33 protein-coding genes are annotated in these 25893 nt (G+C 60.2%); 12 read left to right on the top strand and 21 right to left on the bottom strand.

Going from position 1 to position 25893, the window contains the following annotated elements:
* The first annotated feature begins 180 nt into the window (after window positions 1-180).
* Window positions 181-651 (top strand): Hsp20 family protein, encoded by a 471-nt coding sequence (locus AAGT95_RS20475; protein ID WP_110598500.1) that lies wholly within the window; start codon window positions 181-183, stop codon window positions 649-651.
* A 121-nt stretch (window positions 652-772) separates the two neighbouring features.
* Here AAGT95_RS20475 and AAGT95_RS20480 read toward each other — a convergent pair whose 3' ends face one another.
* A complete protein-coding gene (locus AAGT95_RS20480) occupies window positions 773-2350 on the bottom strand; it encodes a BCCT family transporter (RefSeq protein WP_342594974.1) in 1578 nt (525 codons plus the stop codon).
* A gap of 173 nt (window positions 2351-2523) precedes the next feature.
* Between AAGT95_RS20480 and AAGT95_RS20485 the strand changes: the two genes are divergently transcribed.
* Window positions 2524-2802, top strand: a complete 279-nt coding sequence (locus AAGT95_RS20485) for a hypothetical protein (protein WP_110598502.1) — start codon at window positions 2524-2526, stop codon at window positions 2800-2802.
* A 9-nt stretch (window positions 2803-2811) separates the two neighbouring features.
* Here the strand turns inward: AAGT95_RS20485 and AAGT95_RS20490 are convergent, their stop codons facing one another.
* Window positions 2812-3117, bottom strand: coding sequence for a hypothetical protein (locus AAGT95_RS20490; RefSeq protein WP_342594975.1), 306 nt, complete (start codon window positions 3115-3117; stop codon window positions 2812-2814).
* A gap of 155 nt (window positions 3118-3272) precedes the next feature.
* Between AAGT95_RS20490 and AAGT95_RS20495 the strand changes: the two genes are divergently transcribed.
* Window positions 3273-3536, top strand: coding sequence for a type B 50S ribosomal protein L31 (locus AAGT95_RS20495; protein ID WP_342594976.1), 264 nt, complete (start codon window positions 3273-3275; stop codon window positions 3534-3536).
* A 75-nt stretch (window positions 3537-3611) separates the two neighbouring features.
* On the opposite strand, the gene AAGT95_RS20500 is transcribed toward AAGT95_RS20495, so the two are convergent.
* From AAGT95_RS20500 to AAGT95_RS20515, 4 genes are all read right to left on the bottom strand, one after another.
* On the bottom strand, window positions 3612-3947 hold the full coding sequence (locus AAGT95_RS20500; RefSeq protein WP_342596557.1) for an aldehyde-activating protein: 336 nt from the start codon (window positions 3945-3947) through the stop codon (window positions 3612-3614).
* On the bottom strand, window positions 3947-4414 hold the full coding sequence (locus AAGT95_RS20505; RefSeq protein WP_342594977.1) for a VOC family protein: 468 nt from the start codon (window positions 4412-4414) through the stop codon (window positions 3947-3949). Before AAGT95_RS20505 ends, AAGT95_RS20500 begins: the two co-directional genes overlap by 1 nt.
* Before the next feature lie 146 nt (window positions 4415-4560).
* Window positions 4561-4764, bottom strand: coding sequence for a cold-shock protein (locus AAGT95_RS20510; RefSeq protein ID WP_071229947.1), 204 nt, complete (start codon window positions 4762-4764; stop codon window positions 4561-4563).
* A gap of 286 nt (window positions 4765-5050) precedes the next feature.
* Window positions 5051-5920 carry a LysR family transcriptional regulator gene (locus AAGT95_RS20515; protein WP_342594978.1) on the bottom strand — a complete coding sequence of 290 codons (870 nt, stop codon included), beginning with the start codon at window positions 5918-5920 and terminating at the stop codon, window positions 5051-5053.
* Between the two features lie 149 nt (window positions 5921-6069).
* Here AAGT95_RS20515 and AAGT95_RS20520 point away from each other — a divergent pair, with 149 nt between their 5' ends.
* Complete coding sequence (locus tag AAGT95_RS20520) at window positions 6070-6912, top strand: alpha/beta hydrolase (protein ID WP_342594979.1); 843 nt, start codon at window positions 6070-6072, stop codon at window positions 6910-6912.
* A gap of 12 nt (window positions 6913-6924) precedes the next feature.
* Here the strand turns inward: AAGT95_RS20520 and AAGT95_RS20525 are convergent, their stop codons facing one another.
* Entirely contained in the window at window positions 6925-7875 is a 951-nt protein-coding gene (locus tag AAGT95_RS20525) for a LysR substrate-binding domain-containing protein (RefSeq protein WP_342594980.1), read from the bottom strand.
* Window positions 7876-8044: 169 nt separating this feature from the next.
* On the opposite strand from AAGT95_RS20525, the gene AAGT95_RS20530 reads away from it, so the two are divergent.
* Both AAGT95_RS20530 and ycaC read left to right on the top strand, forming a co-directional pair.
* Window positions 8045-8911 (top strand): pirin family protein, encoded by an 867-nt coding sequence (locus AAGT95_RS20530; protein WP_342594981.1) that lies wholly within the window; start codon window positions 8045-8047, stop codon window positions 8909-8911.
* An 87-nt stretch (window positions 8912-8998) separates the two neighbouring features.
* Window positions 8999-9622 carry an isochorismate family cysteine hydrolase YcaC gene (gene ycaC, locus AAGT95_RS20535; RefSeq protein WP_110708311.1) on the top strand — a complete coding sequence of 208 codons (624 nt, stop codon included), beginning with the start codon at window positions 8999-9001 and terminating at the stop codon, window positions 9620-9622.
* Between the two features lie 66 nt (window positions 9623-9688).
* Here ycaC and AAGT95_RS20540 read toward each other — a convergent pair whose 3' ends face one another.
* From AAGT95_RS20540 to AAGT95_RS20550, 3 genes are all read right to left on the bottom strand, one after another.
* Window positions 9689-10432 (bottom strand): sulfite exporter TauE/SafE family protein, encoded by a 744-nt coding sequence (locus tag AAGT95_RS20540; protein ID WP_342594982.1) that lies wholly within the window; start codon window positions 10430-10432, stop codon window positions 9689-9691.
* Window positions 10433-10549: 117 nt separating this feature from the next.
* A complete protein-coding gene (locus tag AAGT95_RS20545) occupies window positions 10550-10993 on the bottom strand; it encodes an ASCH domain-containing protein (protein ID WP_342594983.1) in 444 nt (147 codons plus the stop codon).
* A 79-nt stretch (window positions 10994-11072) separates the two neighbouring features.
* Complete coding sequence (locus AAGT95_RS20550; RefSeq protein WP_342594984.1) at window positions 11073-11672, bottom strand: histidine phosphatase family protein; 600 nt, start codon at window positions 11670-11672, stop codon at window positions 11073-11075.
* Between the two features lie 268 nt (window positions 11673-11940).
* Here AAGT95_RS20550 and AAGT95_RS20555 point away from each other — a divergent pair, with 268 nt between their 5' ends.
* From AAGT95_RS20555 to AAGT95_RS20565, 3 genes are read left to right on the top strand one after another with little or no spacing between them, the layout of a single operon-like run.
* Complete coding sequence (locus AAGT95_RS20555; protein WP_342594985.1) at window positions 11941-12243, top strand: LysE family transporter; 303 nt, start codon at window positions 11941-11943, stop codon at window positions 12241-12243.
* Window positions 12244-12263: 20 nt separating this feature from the next.
* On the top strand, window positions 12264-12545 hold the full coding sequence (locus tag AAGT95_RS20560) for a hypothetical protein (RefSeq protein ID WP_342594986.1): 282 nt from the start codon (window positions 12264-12266) through the stop codon (window positions 12543-12545).
* Window positions 12546-12556: 11 nt separating this feature from the next.
* Window positions 12557-13366, top strand: coding sequence for an AraC family transcriptional regulator (locus AAGT95_RS20565; RefSeq protein ID WP_342594987.1), 810 nt, complete (start codon window positions 12557-12559; stop codon window positions 13364-13366).
* 64 nt (window positions 13367-13430) lie between these two features.
* Here the strand turns inward: AAGT95_RS20565 and AAGT95_RS20570 are convergent, their stop codons facing one another.
* Together AAGT95_RS20570 and AAGT95_RS20575 are read right to left on the bottom strand one after the other, a co-directional pair.
* Window positions 13431-13730 (bottom strand): AzlD family protein, encoded by a 300-nt coding sequence (locus AAGT95_RS20570; RefSeq protein WP_342594988.1) that lies wholly within the window; start codon window positions 13728-13730, stop codon window positions 13431-13433.
* Entirely contained in the window at window positions 13730-14479 is a 750-nt protein-coding gene (locus AAGT95_RS20575) for an AzlC family ABC transporter permease (RefSeq protein WP_342594989.1), read from the bottom strand. Before AAGT95_RS20575 ends, AAGT95_RS20570 begins: the two co-directional genes overlap by 1 nt.
* Here AAGT95_RS20575 and AAGT95_RS20580 point away from each other — a divergent pair.
* Complete coding sequence (locus tag AAGT95_RS20580; protein WP_342594990.1) at window positions 14468-15040, top strand: Lrp/AsnC family transcriptional regulator; 573 nt, start codon at window positions 14468-14470, stop codon at window positions 15038-15040. The two genes, AAGT95_RS20575 and AAGT95_RS20580, sit on opposite strands and share 12 nt — an antisense overlap.
* 387 nt (window positions 15041-15427) lie before the next feature.
* Here AAGT95_RS20580 and AAGT95_RS20585 read toward each other — a convergent pair whose 3' ends face one another.
* The 4 genes from AAGT95_RS20585 to AAGT95_RS20600 all read right to left on the bottom strand — a co-directional run bounded on the left by AAGT95_RS20585 (window position 15428) and on the right by AAGT95_RS20600 (window position 19468).
* A complete protein-coding gene (locus AAGT95_RS20585) occupies window positions 15428-16261 on the bottom strand; it encodes a hypothetical protein (RefSeq protein WP_342594991.1) in 834 nt (277 codons plus the stop codon).
* 98 nt (window positions 16262-16359) lie between these two features.
* Window positions 16360-17373 carry a restriction endonuclease gene (locus AAGT95_RS20590; protein WP_342594992.1) on the bottom strand — a complete coding sequence of 338 codons (1014 nt, stop codon included), beginning with the start codon at window positions 17371-17373 and terminating at the stop codon, window positions 16360-16362.
* Between the two features lie 530 nt (window positions 17374-17903).
* A complete protein-coding gene (locus AAGT95_RS20595; protein WP_342594993.1) occupies window positions 17904-18788 on the bottom strand; it encodes an alpha/beta hydrolase in 885 nt (294 codons plus the stop codon).
* Window positions 18789-18916: 128 nt separating this feature from the next.
* Window positions 18917-19468 carry a helix-turn-helix domain-containing protein gene (locus tag AAGT95_RS20600; RefSeq protein ID WP_342594994.1) on the bottom strand — a complete coding sequence of 184 codons (552 nt, stop codon included), beginning with the start codon at window positions 19466-19468 and terminating at the stop codon, window positions 18917-18919.
* 144 nt (window positions 19469-19612) lie between these two features.
* On the opposite strand from AAGT95_RS20600, the gene AAGT95_RS20605 reads away from it, so the two are divergent.
* Window positions 19613-20206, top strand: coding sequence for a LysE family translocator (locus AAGT95_RS20605; RefSeq protein WP_342594995.1), 594 nt, complete (start codon window positions 19613-19615; stop codon window positions 20204-20206).
* A gap of 408 nt (window positions 20207-20614) precedes the next feature.
* Here AAGT95_RS20605 and AAGT95_RS20610 read toward each other — a convergent pair whose 3' ends face one another.
* The 4 genes from AAGT95_RS20610 to AAGT95_RS20625 form a co-directional block, all read right to left on the bottom strand.
* The gene (locus AAGT95_RS20610) at window positions 20615-21445 is read right to left on the bottom strand and encodes an SDR family NAD(P)-dependent oxidoreductase (protein WP_342594996.1); all 831 of its coding nucleotides are present in this window, start codon (window positions 21443-21445) and stop codon (window positions 20615-20617) included.
* Between the two features lies 1 nt (window position 21446).
* The gene (locus AAGT95_RS20615; protein ID WP_342594997.1) at window positions 21447-22145 is read right to left on the bottom strand and encodes an NADPH-dependent F420 reductase; all 699 of its coding nucleotides are present in this window, start codon (window positions 22143-22145) and stop codon (window positions 21447-21449) included.
* A gap of 416 nt (window positions 22146-22561) precedes the next feature.
* Window positions 22562-22930 (bottom strand): DUF427 domain-containing protein, encoded by a 369-nt coding sequence (locus AAGT95_RS20620; protein ID WP_342594998.1) that lies wholly within the window; start codon window positions 22928-22930, stop codon window positions 22562-22564.
* Window positions 22931-23048: 118 nt separating this feature from the next.
* Window positions 23049-23852, bottom strand: a complete 804-nt coding sequence (locus tag AAGT95_RS20625) for an NADPH-dependent F420 reductase (RefSeq protein ID WP_342594999.1) — start codon at window positions 23850-23852, stop codon at window positions 23049-23051.
* Window positions 23853-23952: 100 nt separating this feature from the next.
* Here AAGT95_RS20625 and AAGT95_RS20630 point away from each other — a divergent pair, with 100 nt between their 5' ends.
* A complete protein-coding gene (locus AAGT95_RS20630; RefSeq protein ID WP_342595000.1) occupies window positions 23953-24852 on the top strand; it encodes a LysR family transcriptional regulator in 900 nt (299 codons plus the stop codon).
* A gap of 47 nt (window positions 24853-24899) precedes the next feature.
* On the opposite strand, the gene AAGT95_RS20635 is transcribed toward AAGT95_RS20630, so the two are convergent.
* Complete coding sequence (locus AAGT95_RS20635) at window positions 24900-25826, bottom strand: DMT family transporter (RefSeq protein WP_342595001.1); 927 nt, start codon at window positions 25824-25826, stop codon at window positions 24900-24902.
* Between the last annotated feature and the right edge of the window lie 67 nt (window positions 25827-25893).

Genomic DNA, 25893 nt, shown 5'->3' on the forward strand with positions numbered 1-25893 from the left:
CCCCCTTGAAAGCCGTCTGGGCGACCCTATTTAACATAATGTCGAGAGGGAGCCGACTGGCAGACGGCATCTTGCATGCGTCATCCCCTCGACAGCGGACGCCGCCGAGCGGGTCCGCGAGCGGTGACCCGGGATAGGCCCGGGCCCCCAAGACTTCGCTGTCATTCAGGAGGTTGCACCATGAATACGATGTCTCTTTCTCCGCTGTTCCGCCGTTCCATCGGTTTCGACAGGCTCAACGATCTGTTCGAGACCGCGATGCAGAACGACGTGCCCAGCTATCCGCCCTACAACGTCGAGAAGTATGGCGAGAACGACTACCGCATCGCCGTGGCCACGGCCGGATTTGCCGAGCAGGAACTCGACGTCAACGTCGAAAAGCGTGTGCTCACGATCACTGCCGGCAAGGGCGATCGCCAGCAGGACGACAAGGTGCAGTACCTGCACCAGGGTATCGCCCAGCGCGCGTTCAAGCTGTCGTTCCGCCTCGACGAGAACATCGAGGTCCAGGGCGCCCGGCTCGAGAACGGGCTGCTGATCGTCGACCTGCTGCGGGTGGTGCCGGAAGAGCAGCGCCCGCGCCAGATCCCGATCAACGGCAGCCAGGGCCGTCTGGAGACGCACTCGGCGGATCAAACCGTCGCCGTCTGAGCCAGTGGCGATAGGACCGCGCCGCCGCCATGGCAGCCATGGCAAAGTGCCGCGGTGAAATGGCAACGCCCCCGACGGAGCAATCCGTCGGGGGCGTCGTCGTTGGGGGATCGGCCCGGCTTCAGGGCATCGGGCGAGTCGTTGGCGAGTCGTCCAGCACGCCTTGCGCCCTGGCCATCGCATAGGCCGCCTTGGGCCCGTGCCACAGTGTCGGCACCAGCAGCATCGCCACCGGCACGGCGGGGATCACCAGGAACTGCTGGAGCACGCTGACCTGCCCCTCGCCCATGCCCAGCAGTATCGCCGCCATCAGCGCGAAGACGATCCCCCAGAACGCGCGTAGCGCCGAGCCAGGATTGTCGTTGCCGGCACAGACGACGGACACGGCATAGCTCATCGAGTCCCCGGTGGTCGCCACGAACACCGTGGTCAGCACCAGCACGGCCAGCGCCATCCAGACACCTCCCGGCAGCGCCTGGGCCACGGTCAACGTCGCCACGTCGAACTGGAAGTTCTGCAGCGGCTGGCTGAGGTCGATCGCGCCCTGAAGCTCGTAGAAGATGCCGGAACCACCCAGCAAGGTGAACCAGACGGTGGTGACCACCGGCGCCATGACCGCCGTGGCGATGATCATCTCGCGCACCGTGCGCCCGCGGGAGATCCGGGTGACGAAGATCGCCATGGGCGGTGCGAAGCCGACGAACCAGGCAAAGAAGAAGACCGTCCACCACTTCATCCAGCTCGGCGAGGCAGTCACCGTGGTCATGGTCGACATCTCGAAGAAATGGCCGAGATAGGTGCCGAAGCCCTGGAACCAGCTATCGACCAGAAACTGGGTCGGCCCGAACAGCAGGATGATGGCACCGATCACCATGGCCAGAATGACGTTCAAGCGACTCAGCACCTGAATACCACGGTCGATACCGGTCACCGCCGACGTCACGTAGATCGCCCCCAGCGCCGCCAGGATCCCCAACTGCACCTCATAGCCGCGCGGAAAGCCGAACAGGTCGTGGAGACCGAAGCTGACCTGGGTCGCCAGGAAACCCAGCGGCCCGACCGTGCCTGCGGTGACGGCGATCGCGCAGATGGCGTCGACGACGCCACCGAGGAAGCCGCGCACCAGGCGGTCACCGAGTACCGGTGCCAGCAGCGTTCGTGGCTGAAGCGGCATGCCGCGCTGGTAATGCTGGTGCGAGAGGATCGCGACCGGCAAGGTGCCGAGAATCGCCCAGCCGGTGAATCCCCAATGGAAGAAGGCCTGGGCCAAGGCGTTGGGTACGGCCTCGGCGGTGCCGGGCTGGGAGTCGAAAGCCGGCGGCGTGACCACGAAGTGATAGATCGGCTCACCGGCGGCAAAGAAGACGCCGCCTCCCGCCAGCAGCGTGCACAGAATGATCGACACCCACCGGAAGGTACTCATGTCGGGCCGCTCCTGGGACCCGATTCGCGCCCGCCCGGCCGGGGAGAGCGCCACGCCGATGGCGATGAAGAAGGTCAGCAGCATCAGCCACTGGAACAGGCTGCCGAAGGTTCTAGCCGACCAGGTGAAGCCGATATCGATCACTCGGGCGACGGTATCCGGCGCCACCGCCGATGCCGCCAGAAAGATCAGGATGAAGCCGATGGTCAGCACAAGCACGACGGGATCGCCAAAACGGCCACCCTGCGTCGATGGCACGTTGGTGTCGGAGGTCATATCAGAGGGAGGATTCTTTGGGCATGAAGCGCGCCACCCTACCGACCTTGGTCTAATACCGCAAATTCACCATCACTAATTCAGGTGCTGCTCTACACCAAAATGCCAATGGTGACGGCCTTCGAAACGGTTCTAATCTCAAGGGGAATTTCGCCGCCGATGGGGTAAGGTCCATGAAAAGCACACCGTTCATCACCGAGAGTCTGCTGCAGCGCTGTCGCAGGGAACAGGCCAACCAGTTCCAGCGGGCACGCCAGAGCTACGACCCCGCCTCGCTTGATGATCGCAAGGAGCTTTCGCTGCTGGTCGAAGAGGCGATTCGGGAGGGGGAAAACTACACCTCGATCGCTCGCGGTCATCAGCACATCGGCCTGACCGAATCGGACCTGCTGGATCTCATCGGCCCCGAGAACGCCATCCGGGAGCGCATCGAGCGATTTCAGCAGATTTGAACCTGCCGTTCAGTTGCCGCAGTGGCGCCGATACCGCTCGGATTCGGCGCCCAGCGTCACGCGCTCGTTGACCTTGCTGTAGTAGAACGGCGAGAAGGATTGGTCCGGGCCCGCCACACGATACTCGCCGCAAACGCCGTAACCCTTCTGGATCTCTCTCGTCGCCTGCAGCTCGATCTCGTCTTCGCCACCCAGTTGGCTAGCGATCAGGGACTTGATGTCGTCATCGACCTGGCTGTCCGACAGGGCCTGCCCGCCGAAGATGATGGCGAACGCCAGCAGGATGGCAACGACGGGGATATAGAGATTGTGCATGGAGAGAGCGTCTGGCCGGCGGGGGAAAGCCGATGATAGCGGATCCCGCCATGTTTCGCACAGGCGCGGCGGGCGATGCGTCGCCGTGACGCAGTCGATTGCCTCATCCTCGAGAAATGTAATAACATTACAAAATCAACCGAACGGAGAAGTCCATGAAAGCCGGCATCCACCCCGAATATCGTCAGGTGATCTTCCACGACACCAGCGTCAATCAGTACTTCAAGATTGGCTCGACCATGACCTCCGGCGAGACCATCGAGTGGGAAGATGGCAATACCTACCCTCTCGTCCACCTCGATATCTCATCGGCATCCCACCCGTTCTACACCGGCAAGCAGCGCGAGGTCGGCACCGAGGGCCGTGCCGCACAGTTCAAGCGTCGCTTCGGCAGCGTGACATCGCGTCGCCAGAGCTGAATCGCGGGCCGGGCAGCACACGTCACGGCCGCGCCAGCGGCCGTGACATCCAGCCGGGAGCGGCTCCCGCTCCCTTCAACGCATCGCGTTATCGGCGTAGCGCGTCGTCACCCCATGAGGCAGCGTTTCCGCCAACCGGAAATTGACCGCCACGATGGGGTCGGGGTCACCCGCCAGCGTCTGGTAATGCGTCACGCAGCCGCACGCGGCGCACCGCAGGAACTCGATCTCCCGGTCATCACGCTGATACGACGCCCTGCCCGCCGCGCCAGTGACGACCTCGACCTCATCAAGGCGAAAATAGCCCCAAAGCGCCATGTAGCGCCGACAGATTCCGCAATTGCAGCAAGTCACCTGCGACGGCTCGGGGGCGAAGAGCCTGACGTTACCGCAGTCGCACTGCAGTTCCATCACTCGGCGAATCCTGTTGGTGGCTGCATCAACTCGACGACGCAACCATCCGGCCCGACGATATACATCACCTTCGTTCCTTTCTTCTCACCTGCCGGTATGGTCTGCACCTCGCCCTGCGCCTGCCAGCCGTGAAGGCCGACGCTGCCGAGAGTGGCCTCGATGTCGTCGACATCGAGCGCGAGATGAGCCACTCCCTGGCTGTAACCGCCGCTGCGTGGAGCCTCGGCTTCAAGTACATACTCCAGCAGCTCGACAGGAAAGCCATCGATGTCGACGATGGCCATTTTCACGGTCGTATCTGGCGCACCGGTCACATGGGAGAGAAACGAGCCGGACATCTCGCCTTGGCGAACCAGCGTGGCACCGAAACATTCGCACCAGAACCGTATCGATGATTCCAGAGAGCGAACGCTGAAACCGACATGATTGACTCGGGGAGCCGCCGGGTGACGGAGATTGGGCATGAGACCTCCTGGAGGGCGCAACGATCGCTACGAAACGTTCCAGCCCCATGTTCACCGACTGCAGACACAAAAACACCAAGGCCCGCGTTAGCGGGCCTTGGTGCTGGAATCTCTATCGCGCTAGGGCGATGGATCTACCGAAAGTCTTAGAGCGGCTTGATGTTAGCAGCCTGAAGACCTTTTTTGCCCTGAGTGACGTCGAAAGAAACTTCCTGACCGTCCTGCAGAGACTTGAAGCCGTCGGCTTGGATCTCGGAGAAGTGTGCGAACAGGTCGTCGCCACCGTCTGCCGGAGAGATGAAGCCAAAGCCTTTAGTGTCGTTGAACCACTTAACTGTGCCAGTTGCCATGTTCCGAATTCCTTATGCGCTTAGCGCGTAATTACGATTGCCGGGTGCTACCCGATGTAGTGGGTAAAACAAGGGGATATAACCAGGCTACCGAATGATTCGAGTGCAACTGACAATATGCGACTTGCTAACCAACTGATCGCCAGTCTGCGCCGTCATGGACGGATAGTCAACAGGTGTGTTGGTCGTAAGACGAAAATCTTGCCATCTCGGCCTAACGTCCTCATTTTCCAGCGCATCGCAACCCGGCTTTCCCCCGCCGCCCGGCTCGCCAGTCGTGACCACCTCACCCCGGAACCGCGGGCGTCTCCACCTCTTCGGTTATCGCGCTGACCAGGCCGCGAACCGCACTCGAGTGACGCTGTCGCCCGGTGCGGAGGAGATAGACGATCGGCGGCGGCTCGGGAAACGGCGCCTGCACCACCTCCATCTCCGGCGTCACATGGCGGCGGTTCAACAGCGTCACGCCCAACCCCGAGAGCACTGCCGACTTCACGCCGGCAATGCTCGCGCAGGTCATGACGGTCGTCAGTCCCGGGGAGCTCGCCTGCCCCGCCTCCATCGCCCACCGGCGATAGAAACAGTCGTCATCGAAGGCGACGAACGGAATCGAGCGGGTCATGTCCAGGCTCCAGTCCCGGGACTTCACCCAGTGCAGCGGCTCTCTGGCGACGACGGTGTCGGACGCTCGCTGGCGATGCTCGAACACCTGCATGAAGCCGACGTCGATCTCGCCCCGGTCGAGCTGCCCCTCCAGGGAGAGACTCTGGCCGACGTGGGTCCGCACCGCGACGTCCGGATGCCGTCGGGCGAATCGCCCCAGGATACGGGCCACGCCGCCGCTGGTCGTATCCTCGGTCACGCCGAGCCTAACCGTTCCGCGCAATGGCTCCGTTCCCAGGGAGGAGACCGCCTCGTCGTGCAGATCCAGAATGCGCCGGGCATAGCCCAGCAGCTTCTCGCCTTCCGGCGTCAACAGACTCGCCCCGCTGCGCCTAGTCAGCAGCTCGCAGCCGATCGCCATCTCCAGCCGGCGGATCTTGTGGGAGATCGCCGACTGGGACAGCGCCAACGACTGCGCCGCCCGCGTGATCCCGCCCGTCTCCACGATCGCTGCCAGCGCCTGCAGCGCTCCTAGCTCCAGCCTCGCGCTCACGTTTTCCGCTCCTCGACCTGCGGGTCCCGGCCACGATAGCGGCGACCCATCTCATGACAAAAATAGATGGTTTTCATCATATAACGCATTTGTGTCATGCGAGAAGTTTTCGCAAGCTCATCGACACCCACCCAATGCGGAGCCGAACCATGAACCCGATCGCGACCGACAATGTATTGATCGATGGCCAGCGTATCGCCCACGGCGTCTACGGACAGGGCGAGCCCATCGTGCTGCTGCACGGCACGCCCTCCTCCTCCCTGATCTGGCGTGACGTCCTGCCCCGGCTGGTCGAGGCCGGCTATCGCGTCCATCTCTTCGACCTGCTGGGTTACGGCCACTCCGAGCGCCCCCGGGATCCATCGGTCGATACCTCGATCTCCGCCCAGGTCCCGGTGCTGGAGGCCCTGATGGACCACTGGGGGCTGGAGGCGGCACATATCGTGGCCCACGACTTCGGTGGCGGCATCGCCCAGCGCCTCGGCGTGTTTCACCCGCATCGCTTGCGGTCGCTGACACTGATCGATGTCGTCAGCTACGCCAGCTATCCCTCGCCCAGAACCCGCCAGCAGATGGCCGCGGGGCTGGAGCGACTGATCAAGGTGCCCGACGACGAACACCGCGCGCACTTCCGGGAATGGCTGTTGACCGCGGTCCACGACCCGCGGCGCCTCGAGGCATCCGCGCTCGCGACCTACCTCGACTTCATCAGCGGGCCCATCGGCCAGGCCAGCCTGTTCCAGCATCAGATACGCCACTACGACCCGAAGCACACCACGGAGGTCGCCGCCCGGCTGCCGGAGCTCGGGAGAATGCCGGTCAAGCTGATCTGGGGCGCGGAGGACGCCTGGCAGAGCGTCGATTACGCCCATCGGCTGCACGCCGACATACCGGGGTCGGATCTCAGCGTCCTCGAGGGGTGCGGTCACTTTTCACCTGAGGACCGGCCGGAAGAGATTGCCCGCCTGGTCATCGAGTTTCTGAAGCGCTGACGACGAGACGACTCAGCGCCCGGCGTCATGCCCGGGCTGTGCCGACGCGGAAATCCGCGTGGTGACATCCTCCTGGCCGAAGTTGTCGGCCAGGAAGTCGATCAACTGGCGCACGGCCGGCAGCAGGCCACGGCGCGACGGGAAGATCGCCTGGACCACGCCATCGCGGGGCACCCAGCTCGGTAGCACATCCACGAGACTGCCCTCGGCGATGTCCGGCCCCGCCACCAGCATCGGCAGCTGCACGACCCCCAGGCCCGCCAGGGCCGCGCGGCGCAGGGTGACCATGTCATCGGTCACCAGTCGCGGGCGATGATCGATCAGCGTGCTCACCCCATCCGGCCCTTCGAGGCACCAGGTATGGCCCGTGCCCGGCCGCTCCCAGTCGAGGGACGGCAAGCCGTGGAGATCCCCCGGCACCGCCGGGCGGGCGAAACGCTCGAACAGCGCGGGCGACGCCATCAGGCGCTGCGGGCTGCGGGAGAGCACGCGCTGGCTGAGATCGCTGTCCTCGATGGGCGGGAATCTCACCCGAATCGCCAAATCGAACCCCTCGCGGACCACGTCCACGCGCCGGCCACTCGCCTCCAGCTCGACCCGGACCAGCGGATGCCTCGCCATGAACGCGGTGAGCAAGTCACCCACGATGAAGCAGAGCAGCCCCGGCGGGCAGCTCATCCGCACCAATCCCTGGGGTTCGGAGATCGAGCGGTCGATGGTCTCCTGGGCCGCCTCGGCCTCCACCACCATGGCGGCGCAGTGATCGTAGTAAGCCCGCCCCAGGTCGGTGACGGCTAGGCTGCGCGTGGTGCGGTGGATCAGGCGCACGCCGATGCGAGCCTCGAGTTCGGCCACGCGCCGGCTCAGCTTGGACTTCGGCACCCCGATCGCCCGGCTCGCCGGTGCGAAGCCGCCATGCTCCACCACCTGGACGAAGTAGTAGAGGTCGTTGAGGTCCTGCATATGATCGTTCCATGAGTGAGACGCTGCGTTGGATTTTACCCCGCTAATCACTCGAATGTCCTACCTGTAAATTCGATCTATCGATTCAGCCCATCACCGCCTGCCTTCGACACGGCCGGATAATGGGTGACGCATCGCCCGAGGAATCATCGAAAGACGGGAGGTCAGGATGAAAAACATCACCGGTATCTACTCCGCGCCTCGAGCCCACTGGGTCGGCAACGGCTTTCCCGTGCGCTCGCTGTTCACCTACGAACGCCTGGGCGCGCATCACGTCACGCCGTTTCTGATGCTCGATTACGCCGGGCCGAAAGAGTTCAAGCCGGCGGTCAAGCCACGCGGGGTCGGGGCCCACCCCCATCGCGGCTTCGAGACGGTGACCATCGTCTACGAGGGCGAAGTCGAGCATCGGGACTCCACCGGCAGCGGCGGCGTCATCGGCCCAGGCGATGTCCAGTGGATGACCGCCGGCAGCGGCATCATCCACGAGGAGTTCCACTCCCCGGCGTTCACCGAGCGCGGCGGGCGCTTCGAAGTGGTCCAGCTGTGGGTGAACCTGGCGGCCGCGGACAAGTCGGCGCCCCCGGCGTATCAGTCGCTGAAGGCCGCCGAGATCCCCCGCCTCGAACTGGCGGAAGGCGCGGGACAGTTGGCGGTGATTGCCGGTGAAGTCGCCGGGAAGCGTGGGCCGGCGCGAACGTTCAGCCCGGTCAACGTCTGGGACCTGCGTCTGAACCAGGGCGGCGCCACCACGCTCGACGTGCCGGAGGGCCACACCACGATGATCGTCGTGCTCAGCGGCACCGTGCAGCTCAACGGCACCAAGATCGTCCGCGATGCCGAGCTCGCCCTGTTCGCGCGCGAGGGCCGCGAGATCGTGGTCGAGGCCAACAACGACGCCAAGCTGCTGGTGCTGACCGGTGAGCCGATCGACGAACCCGTCGTCGGTTACGGACCGTTCGTCATGAACTCGAACGAGGAGATCGAGGAGTCGATCCGCCAGTTCCAGGCCGGCAAGTTCGGCGCCACGGCGTAAAGGATTCGGGTGCTCTCGGGAGCGCCCGATAACTCGCGGGATATCGACGCCGATATCCCGTCGCTTCCCAAAAGAAGGAGATGCGTGATGGCCTATTCCTACCAGAGACTCGACAAGAACGATGTCGCCGTGCTGATGATCGATCACCAGGCCGGCCTGCTGTCGCTGGTTCGCGACTTCGGTCCCGACGAGTTCAAGAACAACGTGATGGCGCTTGCCGATATCGCCGAGTTCTTCGACCTGCCGACGATCCTGACCACCAGCTTCGAGGATGGTCCCAACGGCCCGTTGGTGCCGGAACTGAAGGCGAAGTTCCCCGGTGCGGCCTATATCGCCCGCCCCGGCCAGATCAACGCCTGGGATAACGAGGAGTTCGTCCAGGCCGTCAAGGATACCGGCAAGAAGCAGCTGTTGATCGCCGGCGTGGTCACCGATGTCTGCGTCGCCTTCCCGGCCCTGGCCGCGCGCGAAGCAGGCTACGAGGTCTTCGTCGTCACCGATGCTTCCGGCACCTTCAACACGACCGTGCGCGACGCCGCGTGGAGCCGCATGTCCCAGGCCGGCGTGCAGTTGATGAACTGGTTCTCGGTCGCCGGCGAACTGCACCGCGACTGGCGTAACGACATCGAGGGCTTCGGCGGCATTCTTGCCAATCACCTGCCCCACTACTCGAACCTGATCCAGAGCCGCGATGCGACGCTGAAAAACTAGCCGAGCACTGCAACCGCGCTGCCGCCGCCGGTCCACCCGGCGCGGCAGCCCCTCGCACTGCGCGAATTACCCCAGCGCGGTCTTGCCCACCAGCACCACGCCGAAGACGATCAGCATCATGAGGACCACCTTGCGGAAGGATTCGGCGCCCATGCGCTGGCGCACGGCCCCGCCAAGCCGGGTGCCGACGAAGACCGGCACCAGCCCCGCCAGCGAAATCCAGATCGAATCTGCCGTCATCAGGCCGAGCTTCGCCAGCCCCAGCGCCATGATCAGGCTCGACAGCGTGAAGGAGATATTGATCGCCTGGATGAACCGTTTCGGATCGAGCCGCAGCGCCAGCAGGAACGGCAGAATCGGCATCACCTGCGAGCCGGTCGTGCCGTTCACCAGTCCCGTCAGGAATCCCGAGACCGGTGCCAGCTTGCGCCCCAACCGATCCGATAGCGGCCGCCCGGGGCGAAACAGCGTGAACGCCCCGTAGACGATCAGCACGACGCCGAGTATCGCGCCGGCCACGAGACTATCGATGAGATCTAGCACGGCGAGACCGAGCAGCAGGCCGGGAACGGTCGCCAGGAACATCGGCCAGAAGCGCCGCAGCGTCTCGCCGAAGTGCCCCGCCTGCCGCATCACGATGAGATTGCTGACCAGCGAAGGGATGATCACCAGCGGCATCCCCGACTTCAGCCCCAGGCCCAACGCCAGGATGGGCAGCGCGGAGGTCGAAAAGCCGAGGCCAGTGGCACCCTTGACGAAGGCCGCCACCAGGTAGGCAAAGGCGATGATAAAAATCGTTTCGAGATTCACGAGCGTTTCGACATTGACGACGCATCCCTGCAGGCGAAGGACCGAATGGCCGATTGGACAGAGAGTGTGCGCCGCGCCTCGCGGGCTGGCAATTTGACCAATGCCGAATTGCCCGCTTCAGGGGAAGACTTTTTCGAAGCGCTCCAAGACCACGGCGCTATCGAAGTTAAATGTATCGCCGAGCCGTTCGGCTTCTCTTTCGAAGAACTGGATATGAGCCCGCCTCCATCCTTCATAGGTTCGGTCCCCTTCCCCTTCGAGATAGGCAAACTCCTCCGGGACTCGATCGAAGGGCGCGATCTGGACGTCCGTCGTCCTGACGATACACACTGGCCACTGGCGCCAATCGAGGACAACGGTCAACTTGCCAGCCACAGGCAAGTCCTCCCCCTCGACCTGATAGGACTTCAGCAACCCGCAGCTCGCTCGCTTGATGCCTGTGGCGACCAGATGCGCGCAGGCATTGGCATCGACTTCGTTATCACAAAAATGCTCGGCGCCTATCGCGGGTATCGAAAGACGCTCAGCCTCGCTCAATGTCGCGAGATAGCGTAATAACATTCGATGCGGCTCATGAGTCATAACATTCCACGCCTTGCATTCGGGTTTCGCCGTACCGGGCTTTGACCACCACGACACGTCACGATGGCGGCAGCGAGATCCCTAGCGCATCAGTATCGGAAACCGTCATCGAGAAATTCTCCAGGGCCAGCATGCTGCCGTTCGAGAGCTTCCAGTCGTAGAAATCCGAGAAATCGCCCTTGGACAGTGCCCGGATCACCTTGGCAACGACACCGTGTGCCACGAGCAAGATATTGTTCGTGGGATATCTCGATGCCAGCTCGGACAAGCCGCCGCGAACTCGCGCCACAATCTCATGAATTGACTCACCGCCATCTGGCGCGGCATCCCATTGGCGAGTGATGTTCCTTGCCCAGAGCCCCGGGTATCTCTCCCTCGCCTCGGCTTGAGTCAGCCCTTCGAAAACGCCAACGCTTCGCTCTCGGAAGCAGTCCATTATCTCGACGGGAAGCCCTCGCTCCTCATTCAGGATCATGGCCGTTTCCCTGGCCCTCAGCTTCGGTGAAACAATGATGACGTCGAGTGCTTCCGGCAATCGCCCACCAAGCGCCTCGGCCTGCTGCCGACCCAGAACGGTCAGTTCTGGATCAAGGGCTCCAAGGTAACGTTGTTCGGCATTGGCCCAGGTTTCCCCGTGCCGCACGACGTATAAGTGCATGGAATCCCTCTCGGCAGGTCGATCCTCGCAGTGTAATCATTTCGAGCCGTCCCCGTCGGGGGATCACGGCGTGACGAATTCGCACCCAGGCAGCGAGGTCGGAGCGGGACTGGTGATGCCTCCAGCGCCATGGAGAAACGATCCTTATCAACGGACTGCAGACCGCCACAAGGCGAGAAACGTCCGCTGCAGGATCGTTCAAGATTCGCCGCCTTCAACGCTCTAGCCTATCGACCCAACCGGAACTGATCATCGATGAGGCAGAGAGATGGAGATCGTTTTGTACGCGTTCACCGTGATGTACACGCCCGGCCCGGTGAACCTGCTGAGCCTGAACGAGGGGCTGAGCGCTTCGCTCAGGAAGACGTGGGGGTTCTTCGCCGGCGTGGCACTGGCGATCTTCTGCTGGTTCGCCGTGATCGGTTTCGCGGGCCAGATCCTGATTGTCCGGGACCTGGTCCCCTACATCGCGCTGGCCGGCAGCGCCTATATTCTCTACCTGGCGTTCAAGGTATTCACCTCGACCCCGACGACGACCGGGGATGGGAAGGTCTACGTTCAGGGCGGTTGAGCTTCGCCAATGGATTCTTCATGCAACTGCTCAACCCGAAGAACTCACTCGTCGTCATCCCGATCACTACGGTGATGCTCCCGGGCAGAGGAATCACCGGCACAGCGTTGATCGGCTGTTCGGCGCTCATCGCGCTGGGCGGCGGCGGTGCTCCCGCGCTCTACTTCTGGGCAGGCAAGATCGTTGGCAAGCAGATCCATCAACCGAGATACTTTCGACTCTGCAACCGGATCATGGCGATTCTGCTCGTCGTGGTCGCAGCGATGATGTTCTTCGATTACGTTGTCGCACCGCTGCTATGACAGGAATCGCCATGGCCGATAACAGTGCCGACTGGTGCATCGTGGGCTCGCCTTCTCGTATCGAGCGTCTGGAGGCGCGCTTTCAGGGTCATGCCTACGACACCCACCGCCACGACACCTTCGCCATCGGCATCACGCTGGATGGGGTGCAGAGCTTCCACTACCGGCGCGACTATCGGCACAGCCTGCCCGGCACCGTCATGGTGCTCCACCCGGACGAGGCTCACGATGGCCACGCCGGCGACGAGCACGGGTTTCACTACCGCATGCTCTACATCGCCCCGGCGCTGATCCAGACCGCGCTGGGCGGCAGGACCCTGCCCCACATTGCCGGCGGCCTGTCGACGGACCCGCGATTGAGGGACGCCGTCCGCTTTCTCCTGACCTCGGTCGAGGCGCCTCTGGATGCGCTCGAGGAGGAGAACGGCATTGCCGACCTGGCCGCCGTGCTGGAAGCCAACAGCGATACCCGGATCGCCCGCTCGCGAACGACACCCGACTACCGCGCGGCAAGCCGGGTTCGGGACTATCTCGATGCCCGCACTCAAGAGGGCGTGACGCTGGACGATCTCGAGTCGATATCCGGCCAGGAGCGCTGGACGCTCTCCCGCGACTTCCGCGCGCTGTTCGGCACCAGCCCCTATCGCTACCTCACGCTACGTCGGCTGGATCTCGCCAGGCAGTGCATCGCCACCGGCATCAGCCTGAGCGAAGCGGCGCTCTTGGCGGGATTCGCCGACCAGAGCCACATGACCCGCGCCTTCGGTCGCGCCTTTGGCATGACGCCCTCGCGGTGGCGATCGCTGCTGCGGCGGGGTTGAGATTTTAGCGGCGGTTCGACTACCGGGCCAACCAGACCGTCGAACTTCCAGAACGTGTGCATGCCTAGCCCAGGAGGTGTCGCAACAAACCCGTCGAGATCACACTGATCATGACCGTGGAAAGCAGCGAAAAGCGGATGGCTGCCAGCACGGTAATCGCCAGTGCCAGCAACTCACCCATATCCCCGGTGACGAATCGAGGTGCTATTACCGTGATGAGCACGCAGCCGGGAGCAACTTCCATGACGCGAGTCGCTCTGGTATTCAATACCAGACGACTGACCGCCAAGAAGCCGATCAGGCGAGTGGAATAAGTGGCTAGCCCCATGAGAGCTATCGTCAACGCCGCATCGACCGAGACCATCAGCGTTCGCCCCCCGACAGATATGCCACCAATAATCCGCCAGTCGCCCCAGCCGGGACGTACCATCCCTGGGGTAGCCATAACCACGCCCCTAAAGCGACCAATAGACTGGTCACCCAAGGCAATGCGGAGCTACGCCCTCTGCACATGCCTCTCATCAATACGAGGAATACGGCAGGAAACACCATGTCGAAACCCCAGCCCCGGATATCGCTCAAGGCTGGGCCGATCAGCGCACCAACGGAGGTAAAAGCCACCCAGTTGAACCAGAGCAGCAGCGCAACACCCAGATAATAGTGGAAGCTGAAAGATAGGGGTCGCGACGAACTTCTTGTATCGGTAAGCCCCATCGCCCAGCTCTCATCACACATGAAGAAAAGAGCAGGCACCGTCTTGCGGTAAGGCAGATGTTTCAGCAGAGGAGCCAGCGTGGCCCCCATCACGATGTGACGACTGTTGATCAAGAATGTCATTGCCACGATCAGAGCGATATCCGGTGACGAGGACCACAGCTCGACCGCCGCGAACTCGGATCCGCCGGCGTAGTTGAGCGCGGTCATCAACGACACCTCGGCGATGCTCATTCCCTTCTGACTCGCTTGCGCGCCCAGTACCAGCGCCAATGGAACCAGACCGATAATGACGGGAAGCGCATGCTTGCCCCCCCGCTTTAGCTCTCCCCAACGGCGTGTCTCTACTGCAGATCCCGAGTGCATAAGCGTTCTCGTCGATAGTGAATGCATATCCATCCTATCGACCCGAGCACGAAATTTGATTTTTTATGCGCTATAAAACCGGTATATCCTGGCATAGGATTTCAAATAGAGAGGGATAAATTGAATTCAAAACCATACCCACTCGACAAGACGGACAGGCGGATCCTCAATGCACTGCAGCGAGACGGCCGCGTGCAAAACCTGGAGCTCGCCAAGCGTATCGGGCTCTCCCCCTCAACCTGTTTGCGCAGAGTGCGCCTACTGGAAGAAGCCGGCGTCATTCGCGGCTATGCCGCACTGCTGAATAGCGCGAAAGTCGGCATCGGTGTGAGTGTCTTCACGCGTGTGTGGCTGACCGGTCAAGACAAAGAAACGGTCAACCAGTTCATCGAACTGGTGAAGGAGATGCCACAGGTTCTGGAGTGCCACCTGATGGCGGGTGACTGTGACTTTCTACTAAGAGTGGCCGTCGAAGACTTGACCGCCTACCGGGAATTTCAGATGCAGCATCTTACTAACCTGAATATCGTTCAGAGCGTCAAAACCGAAATCCCGATGGAAGAAATAAAATGCACCTCGAAAATTGAACTTTAAAGGCTGGGCACTCACTTTCCAAACGCCTAGCACCTAACAACACTGTCCATTTCATTCTGAATTCATCTACCAATATTGGATAAGGCCGAATAGCAGTGGACTAAGTTTGAGAGCGGCTGACGGGCAGTCGGACGAGGCCGAAGCAGGATTATAAAAACGTCCTAAATATATAATTTAAAAGGATTAAGACGTCGTAGAAAAATAGATCAATGCCATTAGGTATGCCATAAAATTAAATCGGAGGGTCTTACCTCCCCCTGTACGATAGCTCGCCTCCAGGGGGTTAGGACCATAAGTCGATGTAGAGTCAAAGCTGATATAACGCCCGGCTCACGTGCCGGTTTGGAGCCACGAAGCGGCGGAAAACGGTCGCTGTACAGCCGATTGTTAGTCACGCGGTTGAATATCAGCGGTGAAGTTGCGGGCACTTCCATCACACTGAATGGAAGAATCACAATCAGGGCAAGTGAACAAGAAATGTACTTTTTTCATTGTGGGAATGCGCCACATTAATTGCGTTTGACACCCAGGACAATTCCTCCGTACAGGCAGTTTAGCAGCATCGGAATTTACAGAAACTTCCCCATCGTTCTTTCGATGGACAGGAAACAACGCCCCACATCCATCGCACTCTGGCCATGCTGTTGATCCATTCTCGGAGCCCAGCGACGTGCTGACCTCTGAACCACAGTTCGGACAGGCGATGAGTTCACGCTCATTAATTGGCAACGGCGCCCGGTTTCGAATTCTTGCTAGGGCAAGACGGAACTCATTTTCGAGCTTTATTCTTTCGTCTTGGTCTGCGGCTGCACCAATTTTCTGCTTGTACTCTAGCGCAACCTCTTCTGTTTCGAGGGTTAGCCGCTCCTGCAATTCAAAGACTTCTCGCATTAAGTCTCGCCAAGCCCACTTGGCACTATCTATGTCTAGCAGCCATGACTCAAGGACCTCTGCGCGAGCTGGACCGCTCTGCATTTGTTGCCTCAATTTTACGGAAAGTGCATCAATGTTGCGCCATGCCAATAGCCCGTATCTTGTTAAACGTTCCTTGTCAGCGTTTCTCGAATATACCCAACTGGCCCATACACCAATGCCAGCAGCGATTGCCGTAGTGATTAGCCCAAATAGTGCCTGAGCCACACTATTGCCTTGAATAACGAAAGGGCCGACAATGATCGCCACAAATGTAATTAAGCCGACAACAACTAATGACCAACGCATGAACTTTCCTTTTTGTTGATTAATGCCCGCAACACCGGATAACCTGAAACGGTGCGGGAAATTGTACTGCGTGCTTACGATTGTTATATCTTATAGCTCTATACACGTACTATTCCCGTTCCCGGAGTTCTGAGCTCTCGGAGCCAATTGGTAATGCTGCCTCTATTTACTTCTTCTATGGGGTAGCTCCGGGCTTCTATTGTGGAACGAGCCCCTACGCTAAATTCACAAGATGTTACAAGCACTCCGAGCTTACATCCTTCCTGCAATACATCGGCGTACAATCCTTTAATTGTCACCTTGTCAATTTTTGATTTAACTCTCTTGCACTGAATAATAAACTCGGGAGTTCCATCTTTTTCGTTATTCCACACTCTTAAATCAACACCATCGTCATTACTTCCCGGCCCCAGGTCAACATTGTAGCCAAATCGTCGAAAACACTCAGCAGTCAACTCCTCGAATTTTCTCCAATGAATCTCACCCAACTTGTGAAAATTATTTGAAAGAAAGTCTATAAAGCGCTGATCAAGGAATGCGCCCTTCTCTGCAACTGGATTGTACTGCTCAAACAAATCTTCCAAATTTACAATATTAGTGTACTGGTGAAACTTCATTGCAGTAAACGGGCTATGCCTCATCAAATCATCATACACTTGGATCAACAACACAATTGAATCTAAGCCTGCCTTTCCGTGAACCTGGGCAGCTTCTCTCATCATTCCTTCTGGGCTTAATGATTTTCTTCCCTCATGGACGGCGTTCTTCCTTTCGATCTCTATATGTCGATGATAAATATCATGAATAGAGTGAGCGAATTCGGCACCATTTCTACGCTCTAATTCCCTCGATATTTTAAATATCTCAAATATCCCATCTAACGGCTTGTCGGTAACTCCCACCTTATGTAGAAGCATGTAATAGAGTGAGTCATAATCTTCGGATCTAATTCGAATCCCGTGTTCCTCAGAAGAAACAATTTCGTCATCAAACCCTGTACCGCCAAGCAGATCGCACATATGTTCAATTGAAGCGGCGACACCGGATTTATAGCCAACGATCTCATGGAGGTGGTCGGCAAAATCATGCTTATCAAACCAAATTGCTCCCATGCTTAGTCCTCAGATATAACAGGTATTGGGTAACAGACGCGTTTCTCACGTGAACGAGCGTGCGCACCTAACATTCTTATGCTGCAATCTAACCACCTGATTTTAAGTCGCCCCCTAATACAGACTGCGAAATAACACTAACAAACAAGTTCGCTGCCTTTGCCTGCATACCATCAAGTGCGAAACCCGGTAGACCTCTCAAGCCCTATCAGGAATACTATTTGTATCAATCTGCCACATTCCATTTCAATTCTCTATCTAATACACCCACCTTTAGTCGGGCCGGTACAAAATGCATCATTTTGCATCGTTTTTCCGGGCCTCTAATCGCTCCGCCGCCCCAGTGCTGGTGCGGCTTGGCGCCACTTGCAACGCTGCATCAAAACCGGCCCATTTAGCGCAGGCGGGGCGGGGAGTCGACAGCGCGCTGGCGGGTTGCGGCAAGATGATGGCCACAGCGGCGTGGCCACCCACTTTCCGCGACAGCGACTCAATGATTTTGCGGTCGACCTGCCCGCACGCCCCGCTCGTCATGTTGTCAATGAGGCGGAGTCGGCATTGCCTTGGAAGAAGTCGAGGAGCGCGCTGGCCAGCGCCTCCGGCGCTTCCTCAGCCATATGATGGCCACAGTCGAGCCCATGCCCCACTAGCGATGTCGTCCAGGGACGCCACACCTCCAGCACGTCGCCATAGAGCCGTTCCAGGTCGTCACGTAATGACCACAGCACCATGGCCGGGCACTGGATCCGTCTCCCCTGCTCGCGGTCCTCGCGGTCGTGCAGGTGATCCACGCTCAGGCCGGCGCGGTAATCCTCGATCATGCCGTGGACAGTTGCGGGATCGTGAATGGCTCTATGGAAGTCGGCGAATGACGCTTTCCCCATCGCTTCGGGATCGCCGCCGTACCAGGCATCCGGATCGGCCAGGACGGCTCGCTCTGGCTTTTCAAACTGCGCGAAAAAGAACCAGTGCCACCACTCGGTGGCGAATCGCGCATCGCACCGTTCCAGCGCCTCGAGAATCGGCACGCCATCGAGAATGACGGCTTTTTCGATAGCCTCGGGATGATCCATCGCCGTGCGGAAGGCCGTGTAACTGCCTCGGTCGTGGCCGACGATGGAGAAGCGGTCGAAGCCGAGGTGCCGCATCAGCTCGATGCAGTCCCGCGCCTTGGCGCGTTTGGACGATCCGGAGTGGTCGGGTGTGTCGGCGGGCTTGGAGGACTCTCCGAACCCTCTCAGGTCGGGGCAGACAACGGTGTGATGAGCGGTCAGTAGCGGCGCCACGCGGTGCCAGGTCGTGTGCGTCCGCGGATGGCCATGCAACAACAGGATCGGCGGTCCGGATCCGCCATACCGCACTCTCAAGGTCGCTTCTGACAGCGCTACCCTCTCCAACTGAAACCGTTCAAACATCACGCCCCATCCTTGTCCGTGATTGGCACGGATTCAGGGTAGTCGCAACGCCCCTCGTTCGCTCACCGGGAGAGAGGGGGGGGGCCGGGGTTAGGGCACTACGCCGGGTCTCTCCGTGACGGACGAGGTCATGTCCGAAGAGGTGGCAGCAGTCTGGCCGCTATCTGCTTGGCTCGCTCGACAGGCTCGAGATTGCCCTCTCGTAGCACGCCCATGACGGCACCATCGATAAGCAGTTGAAAGTCGCAGGCGAGTTCGTGACTCGGTGAGTGGCCGGCTTGCTCGAGCACTCGAGCGATGATCCGTATCTGCGCCAGCTTGTGCTCTCTGGCGATGCGATGGGTCTCGCTGCCACGGTCGGCGGCTTCCACCATGGCGTTGATGAAGGCACAGCCTCGAAAGTCGGCTTGTCCGTAGCGCTCTGCGATGACATCGAACACACCGAGGGGCGAGCTGTCATTGGCGGCGAGACCTGCCTCGAGTGATGCTAGGGCGATCTCATTGCGGTGACGTAGCACGGCATGGACCAGCGCATCCTTGCTGTCGAAGTGACGATAGAACGACGCGCGTCCCACGCCGGAGGTTTCTATCAACTCGCTGATGCCGACCGTATTGATGCCTCGTTGATAGAAAAGCGCTTCCGCCGTCGCTATCAGTCGTTCACGAGCCTGTATCGGCATGGCTGCTCCTCTCTACGATCTTGACAGTGAATGGTAATGATCAGTACCGTTTAACGCAAACGGTACTGATCGGTTCCGTAACGGGGCTAGCATGTTGCGGTCGCTATCGCTCTGAGAAGAGCGTATTCGGAGATGAAGAGGCTCATGTCGCAAGTCGCCACACTCGCTATCACGGCCATGCTCTTGTTCGGATCCCCGGGGCCGGGGCCAATGACCATCGTGGCGACATCCGCTACCTTTGGCGTCCGCAAGACGCTCTCGCTCTATGCGGGCATTCTGACCGGGCTGGCGATCTCGATGGTGGCCGCGGCCCTGGGCCTGGCAGCGCTACTGGCGGCCTGGCCCAGTGCAAAGCTGACGCTGCAAATCGTGGGCGGGCTCTACGTGCTCTACCTCGCCTACCGCATTGCGTCCACGCCACTCGACATCAACGCAGCCGAAGGCGCCCGCCTGACGATGCGCGATGGGGTTCTCCTCAATGTGCTCAACCCCAAGTCCTACGCGGTGTTACTGGTGATCTACTCTCAGTTCTTACTGCCGCTATCGCCGACGGCTATCGCTTACGTTGCCACCATGGGGGTTTGCCTGGCGGTTGCCGTCTTCACCAATATCTTCTGGATGTGCGTCGGTGGCGCCATTCGGCCGCTCGTGCAGCACCCTCTCTTCTCCCGATTGCTCCGCCTTACCTTCGCACTGCTGATGATCGGGGCGGTCTCCTGGGCTTTCGTTCAGAGTTGAGTCCCTATTCATCATACGAGAGGACCATGGCCGATAGTGCCTGGTTCTAAAATGCATCTCGTCCCAGCTTCCAACGTTCCAACGCCAACGGGAGGAGCTCTTTGTCGGGTCTGCATATCGAGGCAATAGGCGTCGTCAGTGCGCACCTGGAAGTGATGCTCCATGTACGCTGCGTTGTTGCCAAGATTGGTCTCTATCCCGCCGAATAGCGCCGTCGGCGCGGCATGAAACGCCCCAGTTTGCTCGCGCTGGCCTAACGCGATCGTCGGCCTGGCCATTGCGGCGCCCTTTCTGCATTCGGCTTGGCAGGTCTCGGGCGAGGCGTGAGGGGCGTGGCGAAAAGCGGGCTGGTCAGGGACACGGCGAATACATTCATCTGCCCAAGAGTGAACGGATGGGCAAATGGAATCAGAGCTTGTAACCGCCGCTAGCTTCGATCACCTGCCCAGTCACCCAGCGCCCCTCTTCCGAGGCGAGAAAAGCCACGACAGCAGCGATGTCCGACGGTTCGCCAAAGCGTTTCAGTGCGGTGTCGGCTTCGATGACGCTCACCATTTCGGCGCTTTCGCGGACGGCCGCATTCATGTCGGTGCGTGTCCAGCCGGGGGCTACGGCATTCGCCGTGATACCGCGAGGCCCCAGTTCCATCGCAAGAGAATGGGTGAACGTGTTGATGCTTCCCTTGGCCATCGAGTACATCGATGCCATTGGCGAGGGACGGGTGGCGAAAGCGGACGACACATTGATGACACGTCCGCCATCGGCCAAACGACTCAGCGCAGCCTGAACGATGAAGAAAGGCGCACGAACGAAGACGCCGAACATGGCGTCGAAGCTCTCGAGCGTCGCGGTTTCCAGACCGCCGAAACCAGAACCACCGGCATTGTTGACCACGATATCGATGGTTTTGCTGCCATAGCGTTTTGTCAGTTCGGCGTCGAGTTGTTCGAAGAGCGGTGCAATGGTGGAGGCGTCAAGCAATTCGACTTTCAGCGCGAAGGCGTGGCCACCAGCCTGCTCGATGGCGGCGACGGCCTCGTCTGCACCTGCCTTGCTCGAGTTGTAGGTCAGGGCGACGGTTGCACCGTCAGCGGCTAGACGCTCCGCTATCGCCCGACCAATGCCCTTGGACCCTCCGGTTACGAGGGCAGTTTGTCCACTCAGCGGCAGCGACATGTGATTATCCTTTGTTGAGCCAAAAGCGAATTCGGTGATCTTGCGGATCAGATTGCTCGGCATGTCAGTCGAGCCGTTCGCGCACGATCGGGCCAGGGTTAGCTTCGATCACTGCGGGGGCGAGGCGAACCAGGTCGATGTCTCCGCCGTATTCATGGTTTGCTACGTGGTGCAGGAGCACGCCGAGTTGTTCCAGTTGCCGGGCCCCCTTGAGAGGGCCGGTGTTGACAGGCTTGAACCCAGCGTCGCTGATGAGCTCACGGGTGACCTTCCCAGCGCTGGGGTCATCACTCGCGTAGAAAATGCTCGGCTCGACTGGCGATGACGCCCATGCCGCCGCTTCCAGCGCCGGAGCCGCCAACAGATTGAATGCCTTGACGATCCGAGCCCTTGGCAGCCGCCGCTGCAGATCCTCCGAGGTCGAGTTGTCGCGCATGAACTCCAGATCATGGAAATGCACGAAGTCGGCGGTGACGCCAAGCGGATTCATAGTCTCTATCACGACCTTTCCATCTAGCGCATCGCCGACTTCGCCCACAATCGCCTCGACTCGTGGCCAGTAAATGGAGAACAGAACGGCCTCGCCGAACTCGGCAGCCTCACGGGCCGTACCGAGCCGAGCCTTGTCACCTAGTTCAGTGAGTAGGGGGGCGATCTTGCGATCCTTTCCATCCTTGGCAATAACGAGATCATGGCCTGCGGCCGCCCAGGCCCGTGCGAGCCGGCTGCCGATGTTGCCAGCGTTCAGAATCCCTATCTTCATTGCGGCTTCCGCTTCCTGTTTTTTCCGGGTAGGCACACTTTAGGCACGACATTAATATCGATAAATAGCATCGAAAACGACACACTGTTGCCCATGAAGACATCAATAGATTGAGCCAAACACCCAGCCGTCATGGCCAGGACGCACATGACGGTTCCTGAGCCGTTAAACATCGACAAAGCGAACGCCGGTCGCATGCTTTGGTTTGGAAGAGGGACTGAGGTTCGTGGGCTCAAACGCTCGATTGGCTATTCGAGCGTGGCCAAGGTGGGGTGGCTGATGTCGGGCATACCAAAGCATCCATGCGGAGAGCTGTCATCGGTCATCAACAGTAAGGTGCCTGGTCTCTAGGCTCGACTGCCTGGTGGTATCGCGACAAGTACCTGATCGAGGAACGGATTCGGCTGCTACGTGGGTTAGCACGGCGTTGATTCTATGGAATCAACGCGGTCTGGATAGAAAGCGAGGTGATCCTTGATTATCAGCATAGGATCGAAAGGATCCTCATACGACCAAGCGATATCTTTAGTGCCACCATGGCGCGCGCTGAAATAACTTGCGTCTCCCTTGAAAGGACAATGAGTGAGCGTCTCGCTAGCACGAAGTTCCTGCATCGCTACATCGTTACGCGGTATATAGATGACTGGCGGCAAGCTGGCCTCACGAAGGATCAGAGCATCCGTACTTTCCGCGAGGATAATGTCGTCTATTCGCACGGTGACCCTTTCTAGCGCGGGTTCAACGGTGATGGGGTGATCGGGGTTGGGTTGCTTACCGCCTTGCATGAGTATCACTCCTTGATGGTGAAGATCCGCGCGGCGTTTCGCCTCGCGCCTGAGCCCAGTCTGACTGGCCCGAATGGAGCATCGGGCACCACTGGTTGGGCGCCCGAGGTAGAGAGTTTTACTGCTTGACGGTATCGGCGCTGGCCTGTTCCAGGAACAAGTCCACATGGACCTGTGGCATCCCCTCCAAGGTTCCGCCGATCGGAGACGGGCGTACCGCTTCATTGATGAGCTGTCGAGCCTCTTCTGGGGTAACGGGCTCGCCGCGTCGCTGATAGATTCTTTTAGCTTCATCGCTCGAAATGCCCTCTGGAACGACAGGAGCATAACGCCAGAAATAGATCGGCGTACCGGGTTCGATGCGCCAGCTTTCCACGAGCGAGCCGGCGTCAACGACATCGTAGCCAATTTCCTCGATGAAACGTGTCACGGCCTTCATGGCGGCAGCGTCGTCGCCAGCGATGGGTAGGGCCGTGCGATCGGCATCGCCCTTGGGCCGGGCATTACTCTGCATGTGGATCCAACTGAGGTTGTGAAGTCCCTTGACCAGCTTCGCGCCGAGAAGGTGTCGCTGCATGAGCTCACTCGACGTCAACTCCCCCTTGTCGAGGTCCTCCCGGCGGAATCCGCCCATGCCAGGATAATAGTTCGTCTGATCGAGAACGATCTTACCGACGAGATTGACAGCAGGTAACTTCTCGAATGTCGCCAGGGGGATTGCGAGCGAGACGATATCCCCCGCTGCGATCGCCTCTTCGACCGTCCCGGCGCGTGCGAGCGGGCCGAGCTCCTTGACTAGCCCGGAGAGCGAGTCAGGGCCACGCGAATTGCTGACCACGACGTGGTATCCCGCCGCAACGGCCAAGCGCGCGACGGCCTTGCCCACGAGCCCGGCGCCGATGATTCCAATGGTCTGCTTCATCTTATCTATTCCTTCTATGAGAATGACGTGTTGCCCGGATCGCACTCTAGATCCGCCTCTCTGATTGATAAATAGCGCCAAATCACAAATACTGTTGTCCATGAACACATCAATCGATCTAGCGGAGATGCGAGTCTTCGCAGCGGTAGTGACCGATGGCTCCTTCACTGCGGCAGCGGAGCGGCTGGGCACCGACAAGGCGCGTGCCAGCCGCATCGTCCGGCGCATGGAAAAGAAGCTTGGCGCACAACTCCTGACCCGCTCGACACGTCGCCTCAGCGTGACCGAGGTCGGGCGTGACTACTTCGAGCGCGCCGTGTGCATCCTGACCGCCGCCGAGGCAGCGGAGGCTGCGGTGGCTCAACAGACTAAGGAACCCAAGGGCCTGCTCAAGGTAACGGCTGGCTCTGAATTTGGGCCAATGGTGGTAGACGACTGGATCGCGGCGTTCCTGAGGCAATCTCCGAAAGTCACGGTGGAGGCGGAATACACCAACCGCCTGGTCGACCTCATTCATGAAGGGTTCGATGTCGCGGTCCGCGTCGGCGAACTCGAAGATTCTGGGCTCTCGGCGCGCAGGCTCGGCGAGGTGGCCTACGGGCTGTATGCATCGCCCGATTACCTGAGACGCGGGCCAACGCTCTCGGCAGTCGAGGACCTGAAGCATCACGATCTGATCATGAAAAGGACGCGTGGCCGCTCCAACTGGACCTTGGTAAACGGTTCAAGCGTGGAAAGAGTCATGTCATCGCCGCGCTGTGCGGTCAACAACACTATCGCAGCGAAAAACCTGGCGCTTGCGGGGCTGGGAATCGCTCAATTGCCCTGTTTCATAGCTGAGCCGTACGTAACGGATGGAGCCTTGTCTTGCGTACTGCCCGGCTGGGCCGAGGTACCGGCTCCTGTACACGCCGTGTTCGCATCGAGTCGCTACATGGACCCTAAAGTTCGTAGCTTCGTGGATCTAAGCCTCAGCGTTTTCAGTGGTGGCTCGTCATGAATGCCTGGCCGTCGAGCGAAGCGAGCCGCGAACGATGTCATTGAGGTTTAGCCACGGGAGACAGTGACGATCCCAGCCAACAGCATGGCTCCGCCGACCAGGAAACTGACGGTCAACGGTTCATCAAGCAGTAGCGCGCCAAACATCACCCCGAAGATGGGCGACAGAAACGAGAACACCCCCAACTGCGATGCCCAGTACCGGCGCAGTAGCGCGAACCACAGCAGCAGGGCCGCGCAGGAGATCACCAGCGTCTGGAAGGCCAGGCTGGTAACGGCGATCCAGCTGAATCGTATCGCCGCGAGATCGCCGCTGAACAGCGCCACCGGCAACAACAGCACGCCCGCGGTCAGCAGTTGATAACCTTGGGTCTGCAGCGGCGGCGCCTCCGACAGCGAGGTACGCCGCAGCACCAACGTCGTGGCCGCCCAACTCATGCCCGCCAGCAGCCCGAAGATATCCCCCACCAACATGGCACCCGCATTCGCGCCCTCGCCGCTGGGCGCCATGGCGAGCACCAGGCCCGCAAAGGCCAGCGCCATGCCCCACCACTGGCGCTTGGCCAGCTGTTCTCCAGGTACCAGGAAATGCAGCCCAAGGCCCGCGAATACCGGCGCGGTATACAGGAAGACCGACATGTGAGATGCGGTGGTGTAGTGGAGTCCCAACGCCACGAACACGAACTCGAAGGTAAAGCCCAGACCAACCAGTATCCCCGGCCCGAGGCCCGCCACGAAATCACGCCACTGGATGCCTCGCAGGGCCGCCAGCCCCCATATGAGAATGGCCGCCAGCATCGAACGCAGCGCGATCTGAGTCAGCGGCGCAATGTCCGCCGCTGCCGATTTGATCGCCACCTGCTGCAGGCCCAGCGCCACACAGAACAGCACCATGGCCGCACCGGCCGGCACATCGATGGCACGACGCGTCGGTAACGCCGTTGCGGCTGTGGATGATGCGGAAGAACAAGACATGGGGCCTCTCCCTCGGTACGGCTCACACAGGCATCGGCGATATCTGCACCGTGCCTGGAAACTCGAT

It is taken from the genome of Salinicola lusitanus (assembly GCF_038648475.1).
GTDB classification, from domain to species: domain Bacteria; phylum Pseudomonadota; class Gammaproteobacteria; order Pseudomonadales; family Halomonadaceae; genus Salinicola; species Salinicola lusitanus.

Bases quoted from the DNA above. Each gene is read 5' to 3' on its own strand.
- AAGT95_RS20560 (WP_342594986.1), top strand. From the start codon at position 12,264: ATGCAACTGCTCAACCCGAAGAACTCACTCGTCGTCATCCCGATCACT.
- AAGT95_RS20615 (WP_342594997.1), bottom strand. From the start codon at position 22,145: ATGAAGATAGGGATTCTGAACGCTGGCAACATCGGCAGCCGGCTCGCA.
- AAGT95_RS20620 (WP_342594998.1), bottom strand. From the start codon at position 22,930: ATGCAAGGCGGTAAGCAACCCAACCCCGATCACCCCATCACCGTTGAA.
- AAGT95_RS20555 (WP_342594985.1), top strand. From the start codon at position 11,941: ATGGAGATCGTTTTGTACGCGTTCACCGTGATGTACACGCCCGGCCCG.
- AAGT95_RS20625 (WP_342594999.1), bottom strand. From the start codon at position 23,852: ATGAAGCAGACCATTGGAATCATCGGCGCCGGGCTCGTGGGCAAGGCC.
- AAGT95_RS20585 (WP_342594991.1), bottom strand. From the start codon at position 16,261: ATGCGTTGGTCATTAGTTGTTGTCGGCTTAATTACATTTGTGGCGATC.
- AAGT95_RS20495 (WP_342594976.1), top strand. From the start codon at position 3,273: ATGAAAGCCGGCATCCACCCCGAATATCGTCAGGTGATCTTCCACGAC.
- AAGT95_RS20605 (WP_342594995.1), top strand. From the start codon at position 19,613: ATGTCGCAAGTCGCCACACTCGCTATCACGGCCATGCTCTTGTTCGGA.
- AAGT95_RS20570 (WP_342594988.1), bottom strand. From the start codon at position 13,730: ATGGTCTCGGTCGATGCGGCGTTGACGATAGCTCTCATGGGGCTAGCC.
- AAGT95_RS20600 (WP_342594994.1), bottom strand. From the start codon at position 19,468: ATGCCGATACAGGCTCGTGAACGACTGATAGCGACGGCGGAAGCGCTT.
- AAGT95_RS20635 (WP_342595001.1), bottom strand. From the start codon at position 25,826: ATGTCTTGTTCTTCCGCATCATCCACAGCCGCAACGGCGTTACCGACG.
- AAGT95_RS20485 (WP_110598502.1), top strand. From the start codon at position 2,524: ATGAAAAGCACACCGTTCATCACCGAGAGTCTGCTGCAGCGCTGTCGC.
- AAGT95_RS20550 (WP_342594984.1), bottom strand. From the start codon at position 11,672: ATGCACTTATACGTCGTGCGGCACGGGGAAACCTGGGCCAATGCCGAA.
- AAGT95_RS20510 (WP_071229947.1), bottom strand. From the start codon at position 4,764: ATGGCAACTGGCACAGTTAAGTGGTTCAACGACACTAAAGGCTTTGGC.
- AAGT95_RS20575 (WP_342594989.1), bottom strand. From the start codon at position 14,479: ATGGATATGCATTCACTATCGACGAGAACGCTTATGCACTCGGGATCT.
- AAGT95_RS20610 (WP_342594996.1), bottom strand. From the start codon at position 21,445: ATGCCGAGCAATCTGATCCGCAAGATCACCGAATTCGCTTTTGGCTCA.
- AAGT95_RS20530 (WP_342594981.1), top strand. From the start codon at position 8,045: ATGAAAAACATCACCGGTATCTACTCCGCGCCTCGAGCCCACTGGGTC.
- AAGT95_RS20475 (WP_110598500.1), top strand. From the start codon at position 181: ATGAATACGATGTCTCTTTCTCCGCTGTTCCGCCGTTCCATCGGTTTC.
- AAGT95_RS20520 (WP_342594979.1), top strand. From the start codon at position 6,070: ATGAACCCGATCGCGACCGACAATGTATTGATCGATGGCCAGCGTATC.
- ycaC (WP_110708311.1), top strand. From the start codon at position 8,999: ATGGCCTATTCCTACCAGAGACTCGACAAGAACGATGTCGCCGTGCTG.
- AAGT95_RS20500 (WP_342596557.1), bottom strand. From the start codon at position 3,947: ATGGAACTGCAGTGCGACTGCGGTAACGTCAGGCTCTTCGCCCCCGAG.
- AAGT95_RS20525 (WP_342594980.1), bottom strand. From the start codon at position 7,875: ATGCAGGACCTCAACGACCTCTACTACTTCGTCCAGGTGGTGGAGCAT.
- AAGT95_RS20630 (WP_342595000.1), top strand. From the start codon at position 23,953: ATGAACACATCAATCGATCTAGCGGAGATGCGAGTCTTCGCAGCGGTA.
- AAGT95_RS20480 (WP_342594974.1), bottom strand. From the start codon at position 2,350: ATGACCTCCGACACCAACGTGCCATCGACGCAGGGTGGCCGTTTTGGC.
- AAGT95_RS20580 (WP_342594990.1), top strand. From the start codon at position 14,468: ATGCATATCCATCCTATCGACCCGAGCACGAAATTTGATTTTTTATGC.
- AAGT95_RS20545 (WP_342594983.1), bottom strand. From the start codon at position 10,993: ATGTTATTACGCTATCTCGCGACATTGAGCGAGGCTGAGCGTCTTTCG.
- AAGT95_RS20595 (WP_342594993.1), bottom strand. From the start codon at position 18,788: ATGTTTGAACGGTTTCAGTTGGAGAGGGTAGCGCTGTCAGAAGCGACC.
- AAGT95_RS20590 (WP_342594992.1), bottom strand. From the start codon at position 17,373: ATGGGAGCAATTTGGTTTGATAAGCATGATTTTGCCGACCACCTCCAT.
- AAGT95_RS20565 (WP_342594987.1), top strand. From the start codon at position 12,557: ATGGCCGATAACAGTGCCGACTGGTGCATCGTGGGCTCGCCTTCTCGT.
- AAGT95_RS20505 (WP_342594977.1), bottom strand. From the start codon at position 4,414: ATGCCCAATCTCCGTCACCCGGCGGCTCCCCGAGTCAATCATGTCGGT.
- AAGT95_RS20490 (WP_342594975.1), bottom strand. From the start codon at position 3,117: ATGCACAATCTCTATATCCCCGTCGTTGCCATCCTGCTGGCGTTCGCC.